Raw genomic sequence first — 18,447 nt, forward strand, 5'->3', positions numbered from 1 at the left:
TTGAAGGAGAAGAATTTAAAACGGTTATGGTCATGGATTTGGGCGGCTGTTCTAGCAGTGTTAATAGCTGTTATAATCCGTTTTTATTTATTTGTCCCTATTCTCGTCGATGGGATATCAATGATGCCTACACTTCATAGCGATGACCGTGTAATTATAAATCGCTTCGGAAATGTAGATCGTTTCGATGTGATTGTTTTCCGAGAATCAGATGGAAAAGAATACATCAAGCGAGTGATCGGTTTGCCGGGTGATACAGTAGAATACAAAGAAGACCAACTTTACATCAATGGTAAAAAGTATAATGAACCATATTTGGATACTTACAAAGAAAAGTTAAAAGATGGCTATTTAACAGATGATTACAGTTCGAAAGATCAACTAGATGGTGGCAAAATTCCAAAAGATACTTATTTTGTTTTAGGTGACAATCGAAGAGCAAGCAAAGACAGTCGGATAATTGGGCCAATTCCATTTAGCAAGGTGTTAGGAACAACACCGATTTGTTACTGGCCGATTGAAGATGCCAAACTTATAGATTAGGAGTATATAATGACAATTCAGTGGTTTCCAGGTCATATGGCCAAAGCTCGCCGTGAGGTAACAGAAAAATTAAAACTAGTAGATGTGATTTTTGAATTGGTAGATGCGCGTATCCCGCTCTCTTCCTCTAATCCCATGCTAGAAGAAATTATCCACCAAAAAAGACGAGTGATTATTTTAAATAAAGCAGATACTGCCGATGAAAAAACAACAAAAGAATGGATTGACTACTTTGCTGAGAAAGGCTTGCCAGCAGTTGCTGTGAATGCTCAAGAAGGTAAAGGACTATTCAAAATAGAACAAGCCGCCGAAAAATTAATGGCTGAAAAATTCGACCGTTTAAGAAGTAAAGGTATGAAGCCAAGAGCAATTCGTGCGATGATTTTAGGTATTCCGAATGTTGGTAAATCAACATTAATCAATCGACTAGCGAAAAAAAATATTGCACGGACAGGTAATAAACCTGGTGTAACTAAAGCACAGCAATGGATTAAAGTGGGAAAAACATTAGAACTTCTGGATACACCAGGGATTCTTTGGCCTAAATTTGAAGATCAAGAAATTGGCTACAAATTAGCTCTTACTGGTGCAATTAAAGATGATTTACTACAAATGGAAGAAATCGCTGGTTACGGTTTGCGCTTTTTAGAAAAACATTATCCCGACAGACTTCAAAACTGGCTGAAAGTAGAGACAGTCTCTGAAGATCCTATCGAAACACTTGCTTTTATTGCTGAAAAAAGAGGGCTTCTAGATCGATACAATGATCCAGATTATTCTCGCGCAGCCGAAACGGTAGTTCGAGAAATTCGTCAGCAAAAGTTAGGGAGAATGTCGTTTGATTTCCCAAATTGGGAAGATGAAGTCGAATGAGCGATTCCATATCCGTTATCCGAGAAAAACTAAACCAAGTCACATCAGAACATGATCCCTTTTTTCGGAAATGCATGCAAGATGAGCGTAAAGGTGTAGAAAAACTTCTGGAAACTACAAGGAGAAAATGGGAAAAAGAAGCGCAATTACGGAACAAGCTTGAAGAAATGAAACAATATGAAACAGATTTATTCCAACAAGGATACAAGTATATCGCTGGAGTGGATGAAGTGGGACGTGGGCCTCTCGCAGGACCAGTTGTAGCAGCAGCCGTCATTTTACCAGCTGATTTTTCTGTTGTCGGAATAAATGATTCTAAACAATTGAGTGAAGCAAAACGTGATGCTTTGTTTGAAACGATAAAAAAAGAAGCAATTGCTATCGGAGTAGGGATTATAGAACATGATGTAATTGATCAAGTAAATATTTATGAGGCAACGAAACTTGCTATGCGTGAAGCGTTAGATCAATTAACACCAGAACCTGATTTTGTTCTAATAGATGCAATGCCACTAAGATATACCGAGGCAGAACTATCTCTTATCAAAGGGGATACAAAAAGCATTTCGATTGCTGCAGCGTCTATCATCGCAAAGGTAACAAGAGATAGATTAATGCAGATGTACGATGAAAAGTATCCCGGGTATGATTTTGCAAACAATATGGGCTACGGCACAAAAAAACATTTACTTGGTTTAGATACAATTGGTATATGTCCTATCCATCGTATAAGTTTTGCGCCTGTAAAAGAAGCAAAGTTGCATTTTGATAGTTTAAAATAACTAAATCATATAGAGAAAAACGTATTTTCAACATGGAAAATACGTTTTTTTATGCCGTTTTCTAGGTTTTGGTCATTTTACAAAAAAGCCCAATGTTTGTACACTGGGAGTAACTATTAGGGAGGTGCAACAGATGGATTTTAAACAACGACATACATGGCTCAAAATTGCTTCTTGTAAGTCTATTTCTGCTAAAAAAAGAGCCAGCATTTGGCAAAAATTAACAGAATTCGACCAGTATGAAATGACAACACAAACATTTGCAGAATCTTTCTTTCCTGTGGATAAACTCGCACAGATTCTAATGGAGCTAGAGACAGCAGAAGCGTGCTTTTTTGATGATGTTACCTTAATATGGATTTTAGATGATGCCTATCCAGCGCTTTTAAGAGAAATTTATGAAGCGCCGCCAATTTTATTTTGTAAAGGAAATATTGATTTATTACAACAACAAGCAATTGCCATCGTTGGTACAAGGCAGATGAGTGAATATGGTAGGAAAGCTTGTATGAAAATTGCTAGTGAACTTGCTGAGAATAAGCTGACTATAGTTAGCGGGATGGCTATCGGAATCGACTCTACAGCCCATAGAGCCACTTTAAATAAACAAGGTGCAACGATTGCAGTACTAGGTTCAGGTGTCAACAAAGTTTATCCAAAGAAAAATGAACTTCTAGCGAAAGAAATTGTCAAAGAAGGTTTGTTATTAAGTGAGTATTTACCCGATGAAGAAGCGAAAAGATGGCATTTTCCAGAAAGAAATCGAATTATTAGCGGCTTGGCTATAGGAACAGTAATAATAGAAGCTGCCGAAAGAAGCGGTTCGTTGATTACTGCTGATATAGCTTTAGAACAAAACAGACAAGTTTTTGCTGTTCCAGGAAATATTTTTATTGATACATGGCAGGGGACGAACTATTTAATTCAAGAAGGTGCCAAGTTAGTTATGAATTCGAACAATATAATAGAAGAATTTATTCAAATTAAGCCATAAATATACTGAAATTATCTTTTTTAAGTGATTTGACTTGCATTTCCTGATTTTTTGAGATAAGTTTGCTAAAGAAAGCTGATATAAAACATCAAAAAATGGACTTTTTCATAAAAGCCATTGACAAACCCAGTAGGAAGGGCTAATATTTACTACTGAATTATGTGAACAATCAGCATTGAAAACTTATTGAACGCGAGGCTAAGACTGTAATAGGATTAAGACAACGAGTAAAGCCCGTGTATTGACCCAAATCAGGGAGGAATATAATAGATATGGCAGATTATTTAGTGATTGTAGAGTCACCTGCAAAAGCAAAAACAATTGAAAAGTATTTAGGTAAGAAATTTAAAGTGAAAGCCTCAATGGGACATGTTCGTGACTTACCTAAGAGTCAAATGGGTGTAGACACAGAGCATGACTACGAACCTCGTTATATTACGATTCGCGGAAAAGGCCCTGTTTTAAAAGAATTAAAACAAGCAGCCAAAAAAGCGAAAAAAGTCTATCTCGCAGCCGATCCAGACCGCGAAGGAGAAGCAATTGCATGGCACTTAGCCAATAGCCTAGAGTTAGATCAATCAGACAAACTACGTGTAGTATTTAACGAAATAACGAAGGAAGCAGTAAAAGAATCTTTCAAAACACCACGTAAAATTGACATGGATTTAGTCAATGCGCAACAAGCACGCAGAATTTTGGACCGTTTAGTTGGATATAATATCAGTCCTATTCTATGGAAAAAAGTGAAGAAAGGTTTGAGTGCGGGGCGTGTTCAGTCTATCGCACTTCGAATCATTATTGATAGAGAAAAAGAAATCAATAATTTCAAACCTGAAGAATACTGGACAATTGACGGTAACTTCCTTAAAGGGAAGAAAAAATTCCAAGCCAATTTTTATGGTGTAAATGGTAAAAAGAAAAAGCTTTCCACTGCAGATGATGTAAAAGAAGTAATGTCTGCAATAAAAGGAAAATCATTTGACGTAACAGATGTAACGAAAAAAGAAAGACTTAGAAATCCAGCTGCACCATTCACTACTTCAAGTTTGCAACAAGAAGCAGCTCGAAAACTAAATTATCGTACAAGAAAAACAATGATGCTTGCCCAACAATTGTATGAAGGAATTACACTTGGTAAACAAGGGACAGTCGGCTTAATTACGTATATGCGTACAGACTCCACTCGTATTGCCGATTCCGCTATACTAGAAGCAAGCAATTACATTAAAGAAACCTATGGACCCGAATTTTCTCGTAATCATAAACGTTCAGATAAAAATGCTAAAGGTGCTCAAGATGCCCATGAAGCAATCAGACCTACAAGTGCAATGAGAAGTCCTCAAGAAGTAAAAGAATTTTTAACACGGGACCAACTTCGCTTATATCGTTTGATTTGGGAAAGATTTATCGCGAGCCAAATGACGCCAGCAGTTCTTGATACAATGCGCGTTGACTTAGACAACAATGGCGTGAACTTCAGAGCAAATGGCTCTAAAATTAAATTTCACGGCTTCATGAAAGTCTATGTAGAAAGTAACGATGATAATACGGAAGAAAAAGAAAATATCTTACCAGATTTGAAAAAAGGAGATAAGGTACAGTCCGAATCACTCGAACAACGGCAACATTTCACACAGCCACCTCCACGTTACACAGAAGCTAGATTAGTAAAAACGCTCGAAGAAATTGGTATTGGTCGACCATCAACTTATTCGCCGACACTCGACACAATTCAGCGCAGAAATTATGTTTCTTTAACGAATAAACGCTTTATTCCAACTGAATTAGGTGAAATCGTTAATGAAATGATTGAAGAATATTTCCCAGAAATTTTAGATGTCAAATTCACTGCCAACATGGAAAGTGAGCTCGATGAAGTAGAGCACGGAGAAGTCGAATGGGTGAAAGTCATTGATGAATTTTATAAACGATTTGAACCAAATGTTATAAAAGCAGATGCAGAAATGGAAAAAATCGAGATTAAAGATGAACCAGCCGGAATTGACTGTGATCTTTGTGGAGCTCCAATGGTTTACAAAATGGGTAAATACGGTAAGTTCCTAGCTTGTAGCAGATTTCCTGATTGTCGTAATACGAAAGCAATCGTGAAAGAAATCGGCGTTACGTGTCCGAAATGTGAGAAAGGACATGTAATAGAAAGAAAAAGTAAGAAAAAGCGTATTTTTTACGGTTGTGATCGTTATCCAGATTGTGACTATGTGTCATGGGATAAACCGGTCGAACGGGCTTGTCCGAAATGTGAGAAACGAGCATTAGTCGAGAAGAAATTGAAAAAAGGTGTACAAGTACAATGTACAAATTGTGATTACAAAGAATCAACCCAACAATAATCGGAAAATGGCAACACTTGGATCGTTCTTGTGTTGCCATTGTTGCGCGAGGAGGCGGACAAATGGAAAAGAGTGTTAATGTAATTGGAGCAGGTTTAGCAGGAAGTGAAGCAGCATGGCAGTTAGTAAAACGTGGGGTAAAGGTGGATTTATACGAAATGAGACCGGTAAAACAAACTCCGGCACATCATACAGATAAATTTGCAGAGCTAGTATGTACGAATTCCTTGCGAGCTAACGGTCTAACGAATGCTGTAGGAGTTATTAAAGAAGAAATGCGGATACTTGATTCTATTATCATTGAAGCCGCTGACAAAGCATCTGTACCAGCTGGAGGGGCACTTGCGGTTGATCGACATGAATTTTCTGGTTATATTACAGACAAGGTGAAAAATCATCCACTCGTAACAGTGCATACGGAAGAAGTAACTACTATTCCAGAAGGTCCAACAATTATTGCGACCGGTCCACTTACAAGTCCTGCGCTTGCTGATGAAATTAAACAATTAACAGGGGAAGAGTATCTTTACTTTTATGATGCAGCAGCACCAATAATTGAAAAAGATAGCATTGATATGGATAAAGTTTATTTGAAATCCCGCTATGATAAAGGAGAAGCTGCTTACTTAAACTGCCCGATGTCAGAAGAAGAATTCAATGCTTTTTATGAAGCATTAGTAACGGCAGAAACGGCTGCTTTAAAAGAATTTGAAAAAGAAGTGTTTTTCGAAGGATGTATGCCAATCGAAGTAATGGCAAAACGCGGAATTAAAACGATGTTATTTGGTCCATTAAAGCCCGTTGGTTTGGAAGATCCAAAAACTGGGAAAAGACCTTATGCTGTGTTGCAACTTAGACAAGATGACGCAGCGGGAACACTTTACAACATGGTAGGTTTCCAAACGCACCTTAAATGGGGTGAGCAAAAACGTGTTTTCGGAATGATTCCAGGACTTGAAAATGCTGAAATCGTACGTTATGGCGTAATGCACCGTAACACATTTATTAACTCACCAACTGTACTTGAACCAACTTACCAACTGAAAACACGCAATGATTTGTTCTTTGCTGGACAAATGACAGGTGTAGAGGGATATGTTGAATCCGCGGCTAGTGGACTTGCGGCGGGGATTAATGCGGCCAATTTTGTAGAGGAAAAAGAACTAGTGGTTTTCCCGGCAGAAACGGCGATTGGTAGTCTAGCCCATTACATTACGAGTGCTAGTAAAAAATCGTTCCAACCAATGAATGTTAATTTTGGACTCTTCCCAGAGCTTGAAACAAAAATTCGTGCAAAACAAGAACGTAATGAAAAATTAGCTGAAAGAGCGCTAAATGCAATAAAAAGGGTTGCAGAAGAACTATAAAAACACTATAATAATTGAGGACTATTCTTTGCTGTTCTTTTCATCACGATGGCTACTTTGGTATTTCAAGAGAGTTGATAGTGGTGGAAAGACAGTTTTTCTTTCCGATAAATGGTCTAGACAGATTTTGTTAATAAATGTTGGTTTTTTCACAAAAGTTAAGTGTTTTATTTAAATTGATTGTAAATGCAGATTAATTCAAAAAGTTGCGAAAAATGTATAAAATTATTGCAACGTGGATATTGATATGTTAACATGATAGTGTTTGAGAGGTGTATACGTATGATACAAGAGGGGAAGTTAGAGCAACAGTTCTTTGACTATCTTCACTCAGAACGTAATTATTCAGTGAACACTAGTACAGCTTATGAAAATGATTTACTTGATTTTCGCCGCTTTTTAAATGAACAAGCTATTACCACATATCAGCAAGTTACTTTTCTAGATGTGCGTATTTATTTGACGGAATTAAAGCAAAAATCTTTTTCTCGTACAACCGTAGCTAGAAAAATTTCAAGTTTACGGAGTTTTTACACTTTTCTTTTAAGAGAGAATGTTATTAACGAAAATCCGTTTACTTACGTATCACATGCGAAAAATCAGTTAAGGCTTCCCAAATTTTTCTATTCAGAAGAAATGGAAGCTTTGTTTCAAGTGGTCTATGAAGATAATGAAACGCTTACATTGCGAGATAGAGTGCTTTTAGAGGTGTTATATGGTACGGGAATTCGGGTGAGTGAATGTGCTGGAATACTGTTGCCTGACTTAGATACATCTTATCAAGCCATCCTCATACGCGGAAAAGGGAATAAAGAACGATATGTGCCATTCGGGGTGTATGCAGAAGATGCGATTACAGATTATTTGCCAGAACGTGCCAATCTTATGTCTCGCTATAAAAAGTCACATGATGCTTTACTTGTGAATCATTACGGTGATCCTTTGACGACCAGGGGCATTAGGTATTGCTTGTCGAAAATAATTAGTAAAGCTTCATTAACTCGGAAAATTCATCCGCATATGTTACGCCACACGTTTGCAACAGACTTACTTAATAACGGGGCGGATATGCGGACGGTACAAGAGTTACTTGGGCACGCTAGCTTATCATCCACCCAGATCTATACGCACGTGACAAAAGAGCATTTAAAGTCTACTTATATGAAACATCATCCTAGGGCTTAAATTTGGAGGAGGTTAAAGAAATGGAATTGCACGCTACAACGATATTTGCGGTTCAACATGACGGAAAAGCAGCGATGGCTGGAGACGGTCAAGTGACGCTTGGTGAATCGGTCGTAATGAAACATACCGCCAAAAAAGTTCGCCGTCTTTTTCATGATAAAGTAATTGCTGGATTTGCAGGTTCAGTCGCAGATGCTTTTACTTTATTTGAAAAATTTGAAGCGAAATTGAATGAATATAATGGTAACTTAGAAAGAGCATCAGTCGAACTTGCTCAACAATGGCGCAGTGACAGTGTTTTAAGAAAATTAGAAGCTATGCTAATCGTGATGGACAAAGATACACTACTTTTAGTTTCAGGGACAGGAGAAGTTATTGAACCAGACGATGGTATTTTAGCTATCGGTTCTGGAGGTAATTATGCGCTAGCCGCTGGGCGAGCACTTAAAAGACATAATGGTGGTCAAATGGAAGCAAAGGATATCGCTCGTCATGCGCTAGAAATCGCTTCTGAAATTTGTGTGTTTACAAATGATCATATTACAGTAGAAGAGCTTTGAAGGAGTGGTTAATTTGACAAATATAACGTTAATGAACCAGTTGACACCAAAGCAAATTGTTGAAAAACTGGATCAATATATTATTGGACAAACCGGAGCGAAGAAATCAGTTGCAGTAGCACTAAGAAATCGTTACCGTAGACAACTAATGGATGAATCAATCCGTGATGAAATTATTCCGAAAAACATTCTGATGATTGGACCAACAGGTGTTGGTAAAACAGAAATAGCACGTCGAATTGCCAAAATTGTTCGTGCTCCTTTTTCCAAAGTAGAGGCTACTAAATTCACGGAAGTTGGCTATGTCGGTCGCGATGTAGAATCAATGGTTCGTGACTTAGTGGAGGTATCTGTTCGTTTAGTAAAAGAAGAAAAAATGCAATTAGTTCGTGTTAAAGCAGAAAAAAATGCAGAGAAACGTCTGATTAAACTTTTAGCGCCAAGCCAAAAGAAAAAACAAACAACATCGCAAAATCCGTTAGAAGCGCTTTTCGGCGGCATGAATCAACCAGATGAATCTCCTGAGGAAGAAGTAGATCAAGAATTAAAGAATAAACGTAGCCAAATTGAATGGCGTCTTCAAAACGGCGAGCTTGATGATGAAATAGTAACAGTAGAAGTAAAAGAACAGCAAAATCCAATGCTTGATATGATGCGCGGCGCTGGAATGGACCAAATGAATGGTATGCAGGATGCGCTTTCGGGCATGTTCCCAGCGAAAAAGAAAAAACGCAAAGTAACCGTACGTGAAGCGAAGAAAATTCTTTTTGAAGATGAAGCATCAAAATTAATTGATGCAGATGAACTTGCAGCAGAGGGCATTCATCGTGCGGAACAAATGGGTATGATTTTTATCGATGAAATTGATAAAATTGCTAGTAAAGAAGGCGGCGGAAATGCACAAGTTTCGCGGGAAGGCGTCCAAAGAGACATTCTTCCAATCGTGGAGGGGTCGCAAATTTCTACTAAATATGGTACAGTCAACACGGAGTACATTTTATTTATCGCAGCAGGGGCTTTCCATATGTCTAAACCAAGCGATTTAATTCCAGAGCTTCAAGGCCGGTTCCCAATTAGAATTGAGCTGGATAAATTAACTCAAGAAGATTTCTACAAAATCTTAACAGAACCAGACAATGCACTAATTAAACAATACAAAGCTTTACTGAAAACAGAAGGAATTGACTTGATTTTCACCAAAGAAGCCGTAGAAAGAATTGCCGAGATTGCATTCCAAGTTAATCAAGATTCAGATAATATCGGAGCAAGAAGACTTCATACCATTTTAGAAAAATTACTAGAAGATTTACTATTTGAAGCACCAGAAATCAATATGGAATCTATTAAAGTAACAGAAAACTATGTTAATGAAAAACTTGCACCAATTATGCAGAATAAAGATTTAACACAATTTATTTTATAAAATACTAGGAGGATCTAATAATGACTTTATTAGAAAAAACAAGAAAAATTAATGCTATGTTACAAAATGCTGCAGGAAAAACAGTAAACTTCAAAGAAATGGCAGATACACTTACAGATGTCATTGAAGCAAACACATATATCGTAAGCCGTAAAGGTAAATTACTTGGCTATTCTGAAGCACTTCCAATCGAAAATGATCGTATGAAACAAATGCTAACAGAACGCCAATTTCCAGAAGAATATACGCAAAGCCTTTTCAATGTAGGCGAAACTTCTTCTAACTTAGAAGTATCAAGCCAATATACTGCTTTTCCAATCGAAAACAGTGAATTATTCACAAAAGGTTTAACAACTATCGTACCTATCGTAGGTGGTGGTGAGCGTCTTGGAACACTTATCCTATCTCGCTTAGAAAGCAATTTCACTGATGATGATTTACTTTTAGCGGAATATGGTGGAACAGTTGTTGGAATGGAAATCTTGCATGAAAAAGCAGAAGAAATTGAAGAAGAAGCTCGTAGCCGTGCCGTTGTGCAAATGGCGATTAGCTCTCTTTCTTACAGTGAGTTAGAAGCTATTGAGCATATTTTCGATGAGTTGAATGGTAAAGAAGGTCTTCTTGTTGCCTCTAAAATCGCGGACCGTGTCGGCATTACACGTTCTGTAATCGTAAATGCACTTCGTAAATTAGAAAGTGCAGGCGTTATTGATTCTCGCTCACTAGGAATGAAAGGTACATTTATCCGTGTACTTAATGATAAATTCCTTGTAGAACTAGAAAAATTGAAAAACAACTAAAAAAAGTAGAAAAGCTTTCTCTGAAAATATTCGGGGAGAGCTTTTTTTGGTTTGCTTTGGTAAAATAAGAAAGTAGAACTTGTGTGACTGGAGGAATTTAGAATGGAAATCGCTGAAACAACCATTGAAGTACGCTATGCAGAAACCGATCAAATGGGCGTTGTTTATCATAACAATTACCTTGTATGGATGGAAATCGGCCGAACAAGATTAATTGAAAAATTAGGTTTTCGTTATTTTGATATGGAAGAGGCTGGTTATCTTTCTCCGGTATTAGATGTGCATATTCATTACGGAAAACCACTGCGTTACGGACAGAAGGCAGTTGTAAAAACATGGATAAAAGGGTATGATGGACTTCGTGTTACTTATGGTTATGAAATTTGCTATGAAGATACGAATGAAGTAGCCATTACAGGAGAAACACAGCATGTATGTGTAACGAAAGAAGATTTCCGCCCTGTATCGTTAAGAAGAACATTTCCGAATTGGCATGAAGCCTATCTAAAAGCTTTAGAATAAATAAGACTGGTAGTGATAAAAAATGGCTTTTGGTGTAAAACGTGATGAAATGGAGTTATGGAAAGAAAAAGCAGCCCGTGGAGAGATTGCAATTATCACCCATTATTGGCTAGATGATCGCTTTCCTGAATCAAAAACTGTAACCAAAGTTGCATGTGTAGATTTGAAAAAACTACAACAATGGGGGAAACAATATGGTTTAGCCCCAGATTGGATTGATAACCGTCGAAAAAACTTTCCGCATTATGATTTGTTTGGCGAGATGCAACTCGTTGTACTGAAAAAAGAAAAAGCCTTTGAACAAATCGAGCGGTTTCATTTGGAGGAGAAATAACAATGATTAAACTGGAAAATGAAGTATTGCTTGTAGAAATGAAAACAGCTGGAGCAGAATTAACGCGAATCTTCCATAAAGATACCGGACTTGAGTATTTATGGAATGCTGATAGCAAGTTTTGGGGGCGTCATTCACCTGTTCTATTTCCAACAGTTGGAAGGCTTGTAGAAGATACTTACTTAGTCGATGGAAAGCCGTACCACTTAGGGCAACACGGGTTTGCCCGTGACCGTGATTTTCAAGTAATCGAGCAAACAGAAAAATCGGTACGTTTTGAGTTGGATGCAGACGAAGATTCATTAGCAGTTTATCCCTACAAATTTAAACTATCGATTATTTATACAATAGAAAAAAATACGGTAGCTGTTTCCTACGAAGTTGAAAATACGGATAACAAGCGAATTTATTTCTCTATTGGTGCGCACCCAGCTTTTAATTTACCATTAACAGACGGGACGACATTTGAAGATTATTATTTGGATTTCGGAACAGAAGAGAATTTAGAAACACTTTGTTTAGAAGGGCCATACCGCAGTGGCGAAATTAAGAAGGTTGTCGATAAACCAGCACAATACTTACCACTGAGCTATGATTTATTTAAAAATGATGCACTTATTTTTGAAGCACTAAAACAAAAAGAAATGACCATCAAATCAGATAAAACACCTCATTTTGTAAAAGTATCTTTCCCAGAATTCCCATTTGTAGGTGCTTGGACGGCAAAACCGGGGACCCCTTTCTTATGTATTGAACCGTGGTACGGAATTGCAGATGGTGCTGGAGAATCTGTTGAACTGCGAGATAAAGCGGGAATAGAGCATTTAGAGCCAGAAGCTGTCTTTGCTTCCGAATATGAAATTACAGTAGGTTAAAACGAAAACCCAGAAGAGCGAAATGCATCTTCTGGGTTTTATTACATCCATTTTATTTTGGGTTCTTCGCCGTTACGAATCCGAGTGATATTTGCTCGGTGACGCCAGATGACAAAGAGTGCGATACAAGCAACAAGAATAATTAAAATCCAGTCTCCCATGAAAAGAGAAATAATTAACGCTGCAAGTGCTCCAATCATCGAGCTGAGCGATACATATTTGCTAAGTTTAAGTGTAACTAAGAAGACTACAAGTGCGGCTACAAAGAGTAATGGTGCATAGGCAAGGATGACACCTGCCGAAGTAGCAACTGCTTTTCCGCCTCTAAATCCTGCGAAAAGCGGGAAACTATGCCCAATAATAGCAAATGCTCCAGTTAGCAACCAAAAATGATGGTCTACATTCAATTGAAAGAAAAATGGAAGCAACGTTGCGACAGTCCCTTTTAAAATGTCCATCACTGTCACGATACTACCGGCTTTGATTCCGAGAACCCGGAATGAATTCGTCGCGCCTAAATTACCACTACCGAAATCGCGAATATCCTTTTTGTAAAAAATTTTGCCAATCCATAAACCAGACGGTATCGAACCAATCACATAGGCTAATAAAGAAAGCAGAATTAAATTAATTGTCATTTTTAAACCCCTCAAGAAGAAATGATGTTTTCCATAAAGAATTATAGCACAAAATGAAGAAGATTGGCTAAATTGTTAGGACAAATCACGATGAAAAGTTGAAAAAACCGCAAAAATAGCTTATGATTAGAAAGAATAGTAGGGGGCGATTAGACTAATGCAAAATCCAACAAAAGAAGAAATCCAGCAAATCTTAAAGAAGGCAAAAGTAATCGCAGTCGTTGGTTTGAGTGATAAACCAGACCGCACAAGTTACCGAGTGAGTCAAATAATGCAGCAAGCTGGGTACAAAATTATACCAGTGAACCCTAATGCAGACGAAATTCTTGGCGAAAAAGCCGTCAAGCGTTTAACGGATATCGAGGAACATGTGGATATTGTGAATGTCTTTCGTCGCTCAGAGTTTTTACCTGAAATAGCGGAGGCTTTTGACCAAATAGATGCAGATGTATTTTGGGCACAGCTTGGCATAGCTAATCAGGAAGCATTTGATTTTTTGACAGAAAAAGGATATCCTACTGTCATGGATTATTGCATTAAGGTTGCTTATCAAGAAATGGATTAATTAAACACCATTTTTGAAGGAAGCAGGTTCTTATAGCAGAGCCTGTTTTTTTATGAAAAGGAATTTGTCACTAAACTATCACTTTATTAATCAGCTAGTTAATGCTATTCTGATAAGGTGGTTTTAAGCGAATAACAACGTGAAAGTTGTAGATTGACGGAATGAAGGGAGTTTTGAAATATGAATCGGAATGAGTATAATGATGATTCTATTCAGGTGCTTGAAGGACTGGAAGCGGTCCGGAAACGCCCAGCGATGTATATCGGTTCAACAGATGTACGCGGGCTGCACCATTTAGTATATGAAATAGTGGACAACTCGGTCGATGAGACCCTTGCAGGTTTTGGTAAGAAAATTGTTGTGACACTTCACGTGGATGGCAGTGTTAGTGTTAGCGATGAAGGTCGTGGGATGCCTGTTGGGATGCACAAAACAGGTAAGTCTACGGTAGAAGTTATTTTAACTGTTCTTCACGCCGGCGGTAAGTTCGGCCAAGAAGGCGGATATAAAACAAGTGGTGGGCTTCACGGTGTTGGTTCATCCGTTGTAAATGCGCTCTCTGAATGGTTAGTAGTTACAATTAATCGTGACGGCGCAACCTACCAACAAAAATTTAAAGACGGCGGAAAGCCAGATGGAACACTGAAAAAAATCGGAAAATCAAAAGCTACTGGGACAACGATTCGCTTTAAGCCAGATCCAGCAATTTTTCCAACGACTTCATTTAACTATGAAACCTTATCAGAACGTCTAAGAGAATCAGCGTTCCTTTTAAAAGGGATGTTAATTGAATTAATTGATGAACGAGTTGGCATGGCAGAGGCTTTCCACTTTGAAGAAGGTGTGAAAAACTTTGTTGAATATATTAATGAAGGTAAAGATGTGCTTCATCCTGTAGCTAGCTTTGAAGGGGAAAATGCGACCATTGAAGTAGAAATGGCGTTCCAATTCAATGATGGTTATTCTGAAAATATCTTGAGTTTCGTTAATAACGTTCGAACTCGCGGAGCAGGCTCGCATGAATCTGGAATGAAAGCTGCCATGACGCGGATTTTCAACGACTATGCTCGTCGAGTGAATCTTTTGAAAGAAAAAGATAAAAATCTCGAAGGTAGCGATATTCGTGAAGGTCTTTCAGCTGTACTTTCTATTCGTGTTCCAGAAAAAATCCTTCAATTCGAAGGTCAAACGAAAGAAAAACTAGGGACGCAAGAAGCTCGTCAGGCGGTTGATGCAGTTGTAGCAGAACATTTAGCTTACTTCCTTGCCGAAAACCCAGAAACAAGCTCTCTTCTAGTTAAAAAGGCTGTTAAAGCCCGCGAAGCAAGAGAAGCTGCCAGAAAAGCGCGCGAAGAAACACGTAACGGCAAGAAAAAGAAACGTTCCGAAACACTTCTTTCTGGAAAGTTAACACCGGCACAATCGCGAAATCCTAATAAAAATGAACTTTACCTAGTCGAAGGTGACTCGGCGGGAGGATCAGCTAAACAAGGTCGTGACCGTCGTTTCCAAGCAATTTTGCCACTTCGAGGAAAAGTAATCAATACAGAAAAAGCCAAACTACAAGATATCTTAAAAAATGAAGAAATTAGCACGATTATCCATACAGTAGGTGCAGGCGTTGGTACCGAATTTGATGTCGAGGATTGTAACTATGACAAAGTAGTTATCATGACCGATGCCGATACCGATGGCGCGCACATTCAAGTATTACTATTAACCTTTTTCTATCGTTATATGCGCCCACTAGTGGAAGCAGGTAAAGTATTTATTGCTTTACCCCCACTTTACAAAGTAAGCCGTGGTTCTGGTAAAAAAGAAGTAATCGAATATGCTTGGACAGATGAAGAATTAGACTCTGCCATCCAAAAAATTGGTAAAGGCTACATGATTCAACGATACAAAGGTCTTGGTGAGATGAATGCTGACCAACTTTGGGAAACAACGATGAATCCTGATACGCGCACGTTAATTCGTGTACGGGTAGATGATTCTGCACGCGCTGAACGCCGCGTGGCCACACTGATGGGCGACAAAGTAGAACCAAGACGACAATGGATTGAAAAGCATGTCGAGTTTTCTATGGAAGATAGCCAAAATATTTTAGAAAATGAAAACATGATGGTTGAGGAGGCGAAAGACATTTGAGTAATCCAGAACAACATATCCAAGACTTAGCGCTAGAAGAAGTTATGGGCGACCGTTTTGGTAGATATAGTAAATATATTATTCAAGAACGTGCGCTTCCAGATGTTCGTGACGGACTGAAACCTGTACAACGTCGTATTTTATTCGCGATGAATGTCGAAGGAAATACTGCTGAGAAAGGTTTCCGTAAATCTGCTAAAACGGTCGGAAACGTTATCGGTAACTACCATCCACATGGTGACTCTTCAGTTTACGAAGCAATGGTACGGATGAGTCAAGACTGGAAAGTACGTAATATGCTGATTGAAATGCATGGTAATAACGGTAGTGTCGACGGGGATCCGCCTGCAGCAATGCGTTATACAGAAGCTCGCCTTTCTCCTATATCAGCAGAACTTTTACGCGATATTGAAAAGGAAACAGTTGACTTTATTCCTAACTTTGATGATACATCTAGTGAGCCAACTGTTTTACCAGCACGTTTTCCAAACCTTTTAGTGAATGGTTCTACCGGTATCTCCGCTGGTTATGCAACAGATATTCCGCCGCATAATTTAACAGAGATCATCGAAGCTGTTATTAAACGATTAGATAACCCACTTTCCACAACGGATGATATTATGAAAATTGTCAAAGGTCCAGATTTCCCAACAGGTGGGATTATTCAAGGGATTGATGGTATTCGAAAAGCTTATCAAACTGGAAAAGGACGCGTTGTCGTTCGTTCTAAAACAGAAATTGAAGATATTCGTGGCGGTAGAAAACAAATTACAATTCATGAAATTCCATATGAAGTAAATAAAGCTAATTTAGTTAAACGCATGGATGAACTTCGAATTGAGAAAAAAATTGAAGGTATTTCAGAAGTACGTGATGAAACCGACCGCACAGGACTTCGTATTGCTGTTGAACTAAAAAAAGATGCCAATGCTGAAGGTGTTTTGAACTACCTGTTTAAAAATACAGATTTACAAGTAAGCTATAATTTTAACATGGTTGCTATCAATAAAAAACGTCCGGAGCTAATGGGCATTATCCCAATGCTTGACGCTTATATTGAACACCAAAAAGAAATTATTACGAAGCGCTCTGAATACGATATTCGTAAAGCGCGCGCTCGCCAACATATTTTAGAAGGTTTAATTAAAGCTTTGTCTATTTTAGATGAAGTCATTAAATTAATTCGTGGTTCAAAAGACAAACGCGATGCAAAACTAAATCTTCAAACAAAATATGATTTCAGCGAAAAACAAGCAGAAGCAATTGTATCTTTACAACTTTATCGTTTAACAAATACAGATATACATGAACTTCAAAGTGAAGCAAAATCCTTAGCAGAACAAATTAGTGTTCTTGAAAAAATCCTAGGTGATGAAGCAGAGCTTATCGCTGTGTTAAAAGAAGAGCTAGCGGAAATTAAGAAAAAATATAAAACTGCTCGCCGTACAGAAGTGCAAGCAGAAATTACAGAAATCAAAATCGATACAGAAGTACTTGTTGCGAATGAAGATGTGATTGTTTCTGTGACAAAAGAAGGCTATGTGAAACGCACAAGCCAACGTTCTTATGCAGCATCAAACGGTGCGGAACTAGCCATGAAAGAAGCAGACCATGCCGTCTTTATCCAAAAAATGAATTCACTTGATTCGCTCCTGTTATTCACGAGCAAAGGGAATTTCATTTATCGACCAGTACATGAGTTGCCAGATATTCGCTGGAAAAACCTCGGAGATCACGTAAGTCACTTGGCCAGTGATTTATCGGCAGGTGAAGAAATCCGTTCTGCTATTGCAATTCAAGCCTTTACGGAAGAAAAACGCTTTTTATTCGTTACTAAAAACGGCATGACCAAGCAATCAGCTATTACGAATTACAAACCACAACGCTATTCTAAATCCATGATGGCAATTAAATTAAAAGGTGACGATGAGCTGTTAAATGTTCATTTGATTGATGGCACAGAAGATATTTTCTTAGCAACCAAAAATGGTTACGGCCTTCGTTATTCTATTACTGAAATTCCAGAATCAGGTGCAAGAACAGCGGGTGTAAAAGCGATTAACTTAAAACAAGATGATATAGTTATTGGCGGTATAGTCCTTATGCCGAACGAACAAAAACATATTCTTCTTGCCACACAACGTGGCTCACTCAAACAAATGAAAGCAAGCGAATTTGAACCAATCTCAAGAGCGAAACGTGGCTTATTGATGTTACGCGAACTGAAAAGCAATCCACATCGCTTCATTGGTATAACTCTTGCTGATAATAACGACCACCTATTTATCGAAACAAACACAGACCAAATTGTTGAAATAGACGTTGCCAATCTACGAATAACGGATCGCTATTCTAACGGATCCTTCGTACTCGATGAAACAATGGAAGGCGAACCAACTTCTATTTGGCTAGCAATACCCGAAATAAAAGATACCTCAGATGCAAAAGATGAATAAGGAAGAAAAAGAGTTCTTGTATAGAAATATG

17 protein-coding genes are annotated in these 18,447 nt (G+C 38.1%); 16 read left to right on the forward strand and 1 reads right to left on the reverse strand.

Going from position 1 to position 18,447, the window contains the following annotated elements; all coding sequences use genetic code 11:
- The 13 genes from sipZ to GL301_RS06530 all read left to right on the forward strand — a co-directional run bounded on the left by sipZ (window position 1) and on the right by GL301_RS06530 (window position 12,609).
- On the forward strand, window positions 1-543 hold the full coding sequence (gene sipZ / locus GL301_RS06470) for a type I signal peptidase SipZ (RefSeq protein ID WP_003727520.1): 543 nt from the start codon (window positions 1-3) through the stop codon (window positions 541-543).
- Window positions 544-552: 9 nt separating this feature from the next.
- Entirely contained in the window at window positions 553-1,416 is an 864-nt protein-coding gene (gene ylqF / locus GL301_RS06475) for a ribosome biogenesis GTPase YlqF (RefSeq protein ID WP_003726396.1), read from the forward strand.
- Entirely contained in the window at window positions 1,413-2,198 is a 786-nt protein-coding gene (locus tag GL301_RS06480; RefSeq protein WP_003727519.1) for a ribonuclease HII, read from the forward strand. Before ylqF ends, GL301_RS06480 begins: the two co-directional genes overlap by 4 nt.
- 133 nt (window positions 2,199-2,331) lie before the next feature.
- Window positions 2,332-3,192 (forward strand): DNA-processing protein DprA, encoded by an 861-nt coding sequence (dprA, locus tag GL301_RS06485; RefSeq protein ID WP_003727518.1) that lies wholly within the window; start codon window positions 2,332-2,334, stop codon window positions 3,190-3,192.
- 272 nt (window positions 3,193-3,464) lie between these two features.
- Entirely contained in the window at window positions 3,465-5,543 is a 2,079-nt protein-coding gene (gene topA, locus GL301_RS06490; RefSeq protein WP_003727517.1) for a type I DNA topoisomerase, read from the forward strand.
- Window positions 5,544-5,605: 62 nt separating this feature from the next.
- Window positions 5,606-6,910 carry an FADH(2)-oxidizing methylenetetrahydrofolate--tRNA-(uracil(54)-C(5))-methyltransferase TrmFO gene (trmFO, locus tag GL301_RS06495; RefSeq protein WP_003727516.1) on the forward strand — a complete coding sequence of 435 codons (1,305 nt, stop codon included), beginning with the start codon at window positions 5,606-5,608 and terminating at the stop codon, window positions 6,908-6,910.
- Between the two features lie 282 nt (window positions 6,911-7,192).
- Window positions 7,193-8,095, forward strand: coding sequence for a tyrosine recombinase XerC (xerC, locus tag GL301_RS06500; RefSeq protein WP_003731303.1), 903 nt, complete (start codon window positions 7,193-7,195; stop codon window positions 8,093-8,095).
- A gap of 20 nt (window positions 8,096-8,115) precedes the next feature.
- Window positions 8,116-8,655: an ATP-dependent protease subunit HslV gene (hslV, locus tag GL301_RS06505; protein ID WP_003724001.1), complete on the forward strand. Its 540-nt coding sequence runs from the start codon at window positions 8,116-8,118 to the stop codon at window positions 8,653-8,655.
- A 13-nt stretch (window positions 8,656-8,668) separates the two neighbouring features.
- A complete protein-coding gene (gene hslU, locus GL301_RS06510) occupies window positions 8,669-10,078 on the forward strand; it encodes an ATP-dependent protease ATPase subunit HslU (protein ID WP_003727514.1) in 1,410 nt (469 codons plus the stop codon).
- A 20-nt stretch (window positions 10,079-10,098) separates the two neighbouring features.
- On the forward strand, window positions 10,099-10,878 hold the full coding sequence (gene codY / locus GL301_RS06515) for a GTP-sensing pleiotropic transcriptional regulator CodY (protein WP_003726695.1): 780 nt from the start codon (window positions 10,099-10,101) through the stop codon (window positions 10,876-10,878).
- A gap of 102 nt (window positions 10,879-10,980) precedes the next feature.
- Window positions 10,981-11,400 (forward strand): acyl-CoA thioesterase, encoded by a 420-nt coding sequence (locus GL301_RS06520; protein ID WP_003727513.1) that lies wholly within the window; start codon window positions 10,981-10,983, stop codon window positions 11,398-11,400.
- Window positions 11,401-11,422: 22 nt separating this feature from the next.
- Window positions 11,423-11,734, forward strand: a complete 312-nt coding sequence (locus GL301_RS06525) for a hypothetical protein (protein ID WP_003724130.1) — start codon at window positions 11,423-11,425, stop codon at window positions 11,732-11,734.
- A 2-nt stretch (window positions 11,735-11,736) separates the two neighbouring features.
- Window positions 11,737-12,609 (forward strand): aldose 1-epimerase family protein, encoded by an 873-nt coding sequence (locus GL301_RS06530; RefSeq protein ID WP_274758856.1) that lies wholly within the window; start codon window positions 11,737-11,739, stop codon window positions 12,607-12,609.
- Between the two features lie 41 nt (window positions 12,610-12,650).
- Here GL301_RS06530 and plsY read toward each other — a convergent pair whose 3' ends face one another.
- Window positions 12,651-13,247, reverse strand: a complete 597-nt coding sequence (gene plsY, locus GL301_RS06535; protein WP_003726698.1) for a glycerol-3-phosphate 1-O-acyltransferase PlsY — start codon at window positions 13,245-13,247, stop codon at window positions 12,651-12,653.
- Window positions 13,248-13,404: 157 nt separating this feature from the next.
- On the opposite strand from plsY, the gene GL301_RS06540 reads away from it, so the two are divergent.
- The 3 genes from GL301_RS06540 (at window position 13,405) to parC (ending at window position 18,416) form a co-directional block, all read left to right on the forward strand.
- Window positions 13,405-13,812 carry a CoA-binding protein gene (locus GL301_RS06540; protein WP_003727511.1) on the forward strand — a complete coding sequence of 136 codons (408 nt, stop codon included), beginning with the start codon at window positions 13,405-13,407 and terminating at the stop codon, window positions 13,810-13,812.
- A gap of 180 nt (window positions 13,813-13,992) precedes the next feature.
- On the forward strand, window positions 13,993-15,960 hold the full coding sequence (gene parE / locus GL301_RS06545) for a DNA topoisomerase IV subunit B (RefSeq protein WP_003727510.1): 1,968 nt from the start codon (window positions 13,993-13,995) through the stop codon (window positions 15,958-15,960).
- Window positions 15,957-18,416, forward strand: a complete 2,460-nt coding sequence (parC, locus tag GL301_RS06550; RefSeq protein ID WP_010958880.1) for a DNA topoisomerase IV subunit A — start codon at window positions 15,957-15,959, stop codon at window positions 18,414-18,416. The genes parE and parC overlap by 4 nt, the downstream gene beginning before the upstream one ends.
- The last annotated feature ends 31 nt before the right edge of the window (window positions 18,417-18,447 follow it).

The sequence above is a fragment of the Listeria sp. LM90SB2 genome (genome assembly GCF_028867355.1).
In the GTDB taxonomy this organism is placed as follows: domain Bacteria; phylum Bacillota; class Bacilli; order Lactobacillales; family Listeriaceae; genus Listeria; species Listeria monocytogenes_B.

Bases quoted from the DNA above. Each gene is read 5' to 3' on its own strand.
- hslV (WP_003724001.1), top strand. From the start codon at position 8,116: ATGGAATTGCACGCTACAACGATATTTGCGGTTCAACATGACGGAAAA.
- GL301_RS06525 (WP_003724130.1), top strand. From the start codon at position 11,423: ATGGCTTTTGGTGTAAAACGTGATGAAATGGAGTTATGGAAAGAAAAA.
- GL301_RS06530 (WP_274758856.1), top strand. From the start codon at position 11,737: ATGATTAAACTGGAAAATGAAGTATTGCTTGTAGAAATGAAAACAGCT.
- topA (WP_003727517.1), top strand. From the start codon at position 3,465: ATGGCAGATTATTTAGTGATTGTAGAGTCACCTGCAAAAGCAAAAACA.
- dprA (WP_003727518.1), top strand. From the start codon at position 2,332: ATGGATTTTAAACAACGACATACATGGCTCAAAATTGCTTCTTGTAAG.
- plsY (WP_003726698.1), bottom strand. From the start codon at position 13,247: ATGACAATTAATTTAATTCTGCTTTCTTTATTAGCCTATGTGATTGGT.
- xerC (WP_003731303.1), top strand. From the start codon at position 7,193: ATGATACAAGAGGGGAAGTTAGAGCAACAGTTCTTTGACTATCTTCAC.
- GL301_RS06480 (WP_003727519.1), top strand. From the start codon at position 1,413: ATGAGCGATTCCATATCCGTTATCCGAGAAAAACTAAACCAAGTCACA.
- ylqF (WP_003726396.1), top strand. From the start codon at position 553: ATGACAATTCAGTGGTTTCCAGGTCATATGGCCAAAGCTCGCCGTGAG.
- codY (WP_003726695.1), top strand. From the start codon at position 10,099: ATGACTTTATTAGAAAAAACAAGAAAAATTAATGCTATGTTACAAAAT.
- GL301_RS06540 (WP_003727511.1), top strand. From the start codon at position 13,405: ATGCAAAATCCAACAAAAGAAGAAATCCAGCAAATCTTAAAGAAGGCA.
- parE (WP_003727510.1), top strand. From the start codon at position 13,993: ATGAATCGGAATGAGTATAATGATGATTCTATTCAGGTGCTTGAAGGA.
- GL301_RS06520 (WP_003727513.1), top strand. From the start codon at position 10,981: ATGGAAATCGCTGAAACAACCATTGAAGTACGCTATGCAGAAACCGAT.
- trmFO (WP_003727516.1), top strand. From the start codon at position 5,606: ATGGAAAAGAGTGTTAATGTAATTGGAGCAGGTTTAGCAGGAAGTGAA.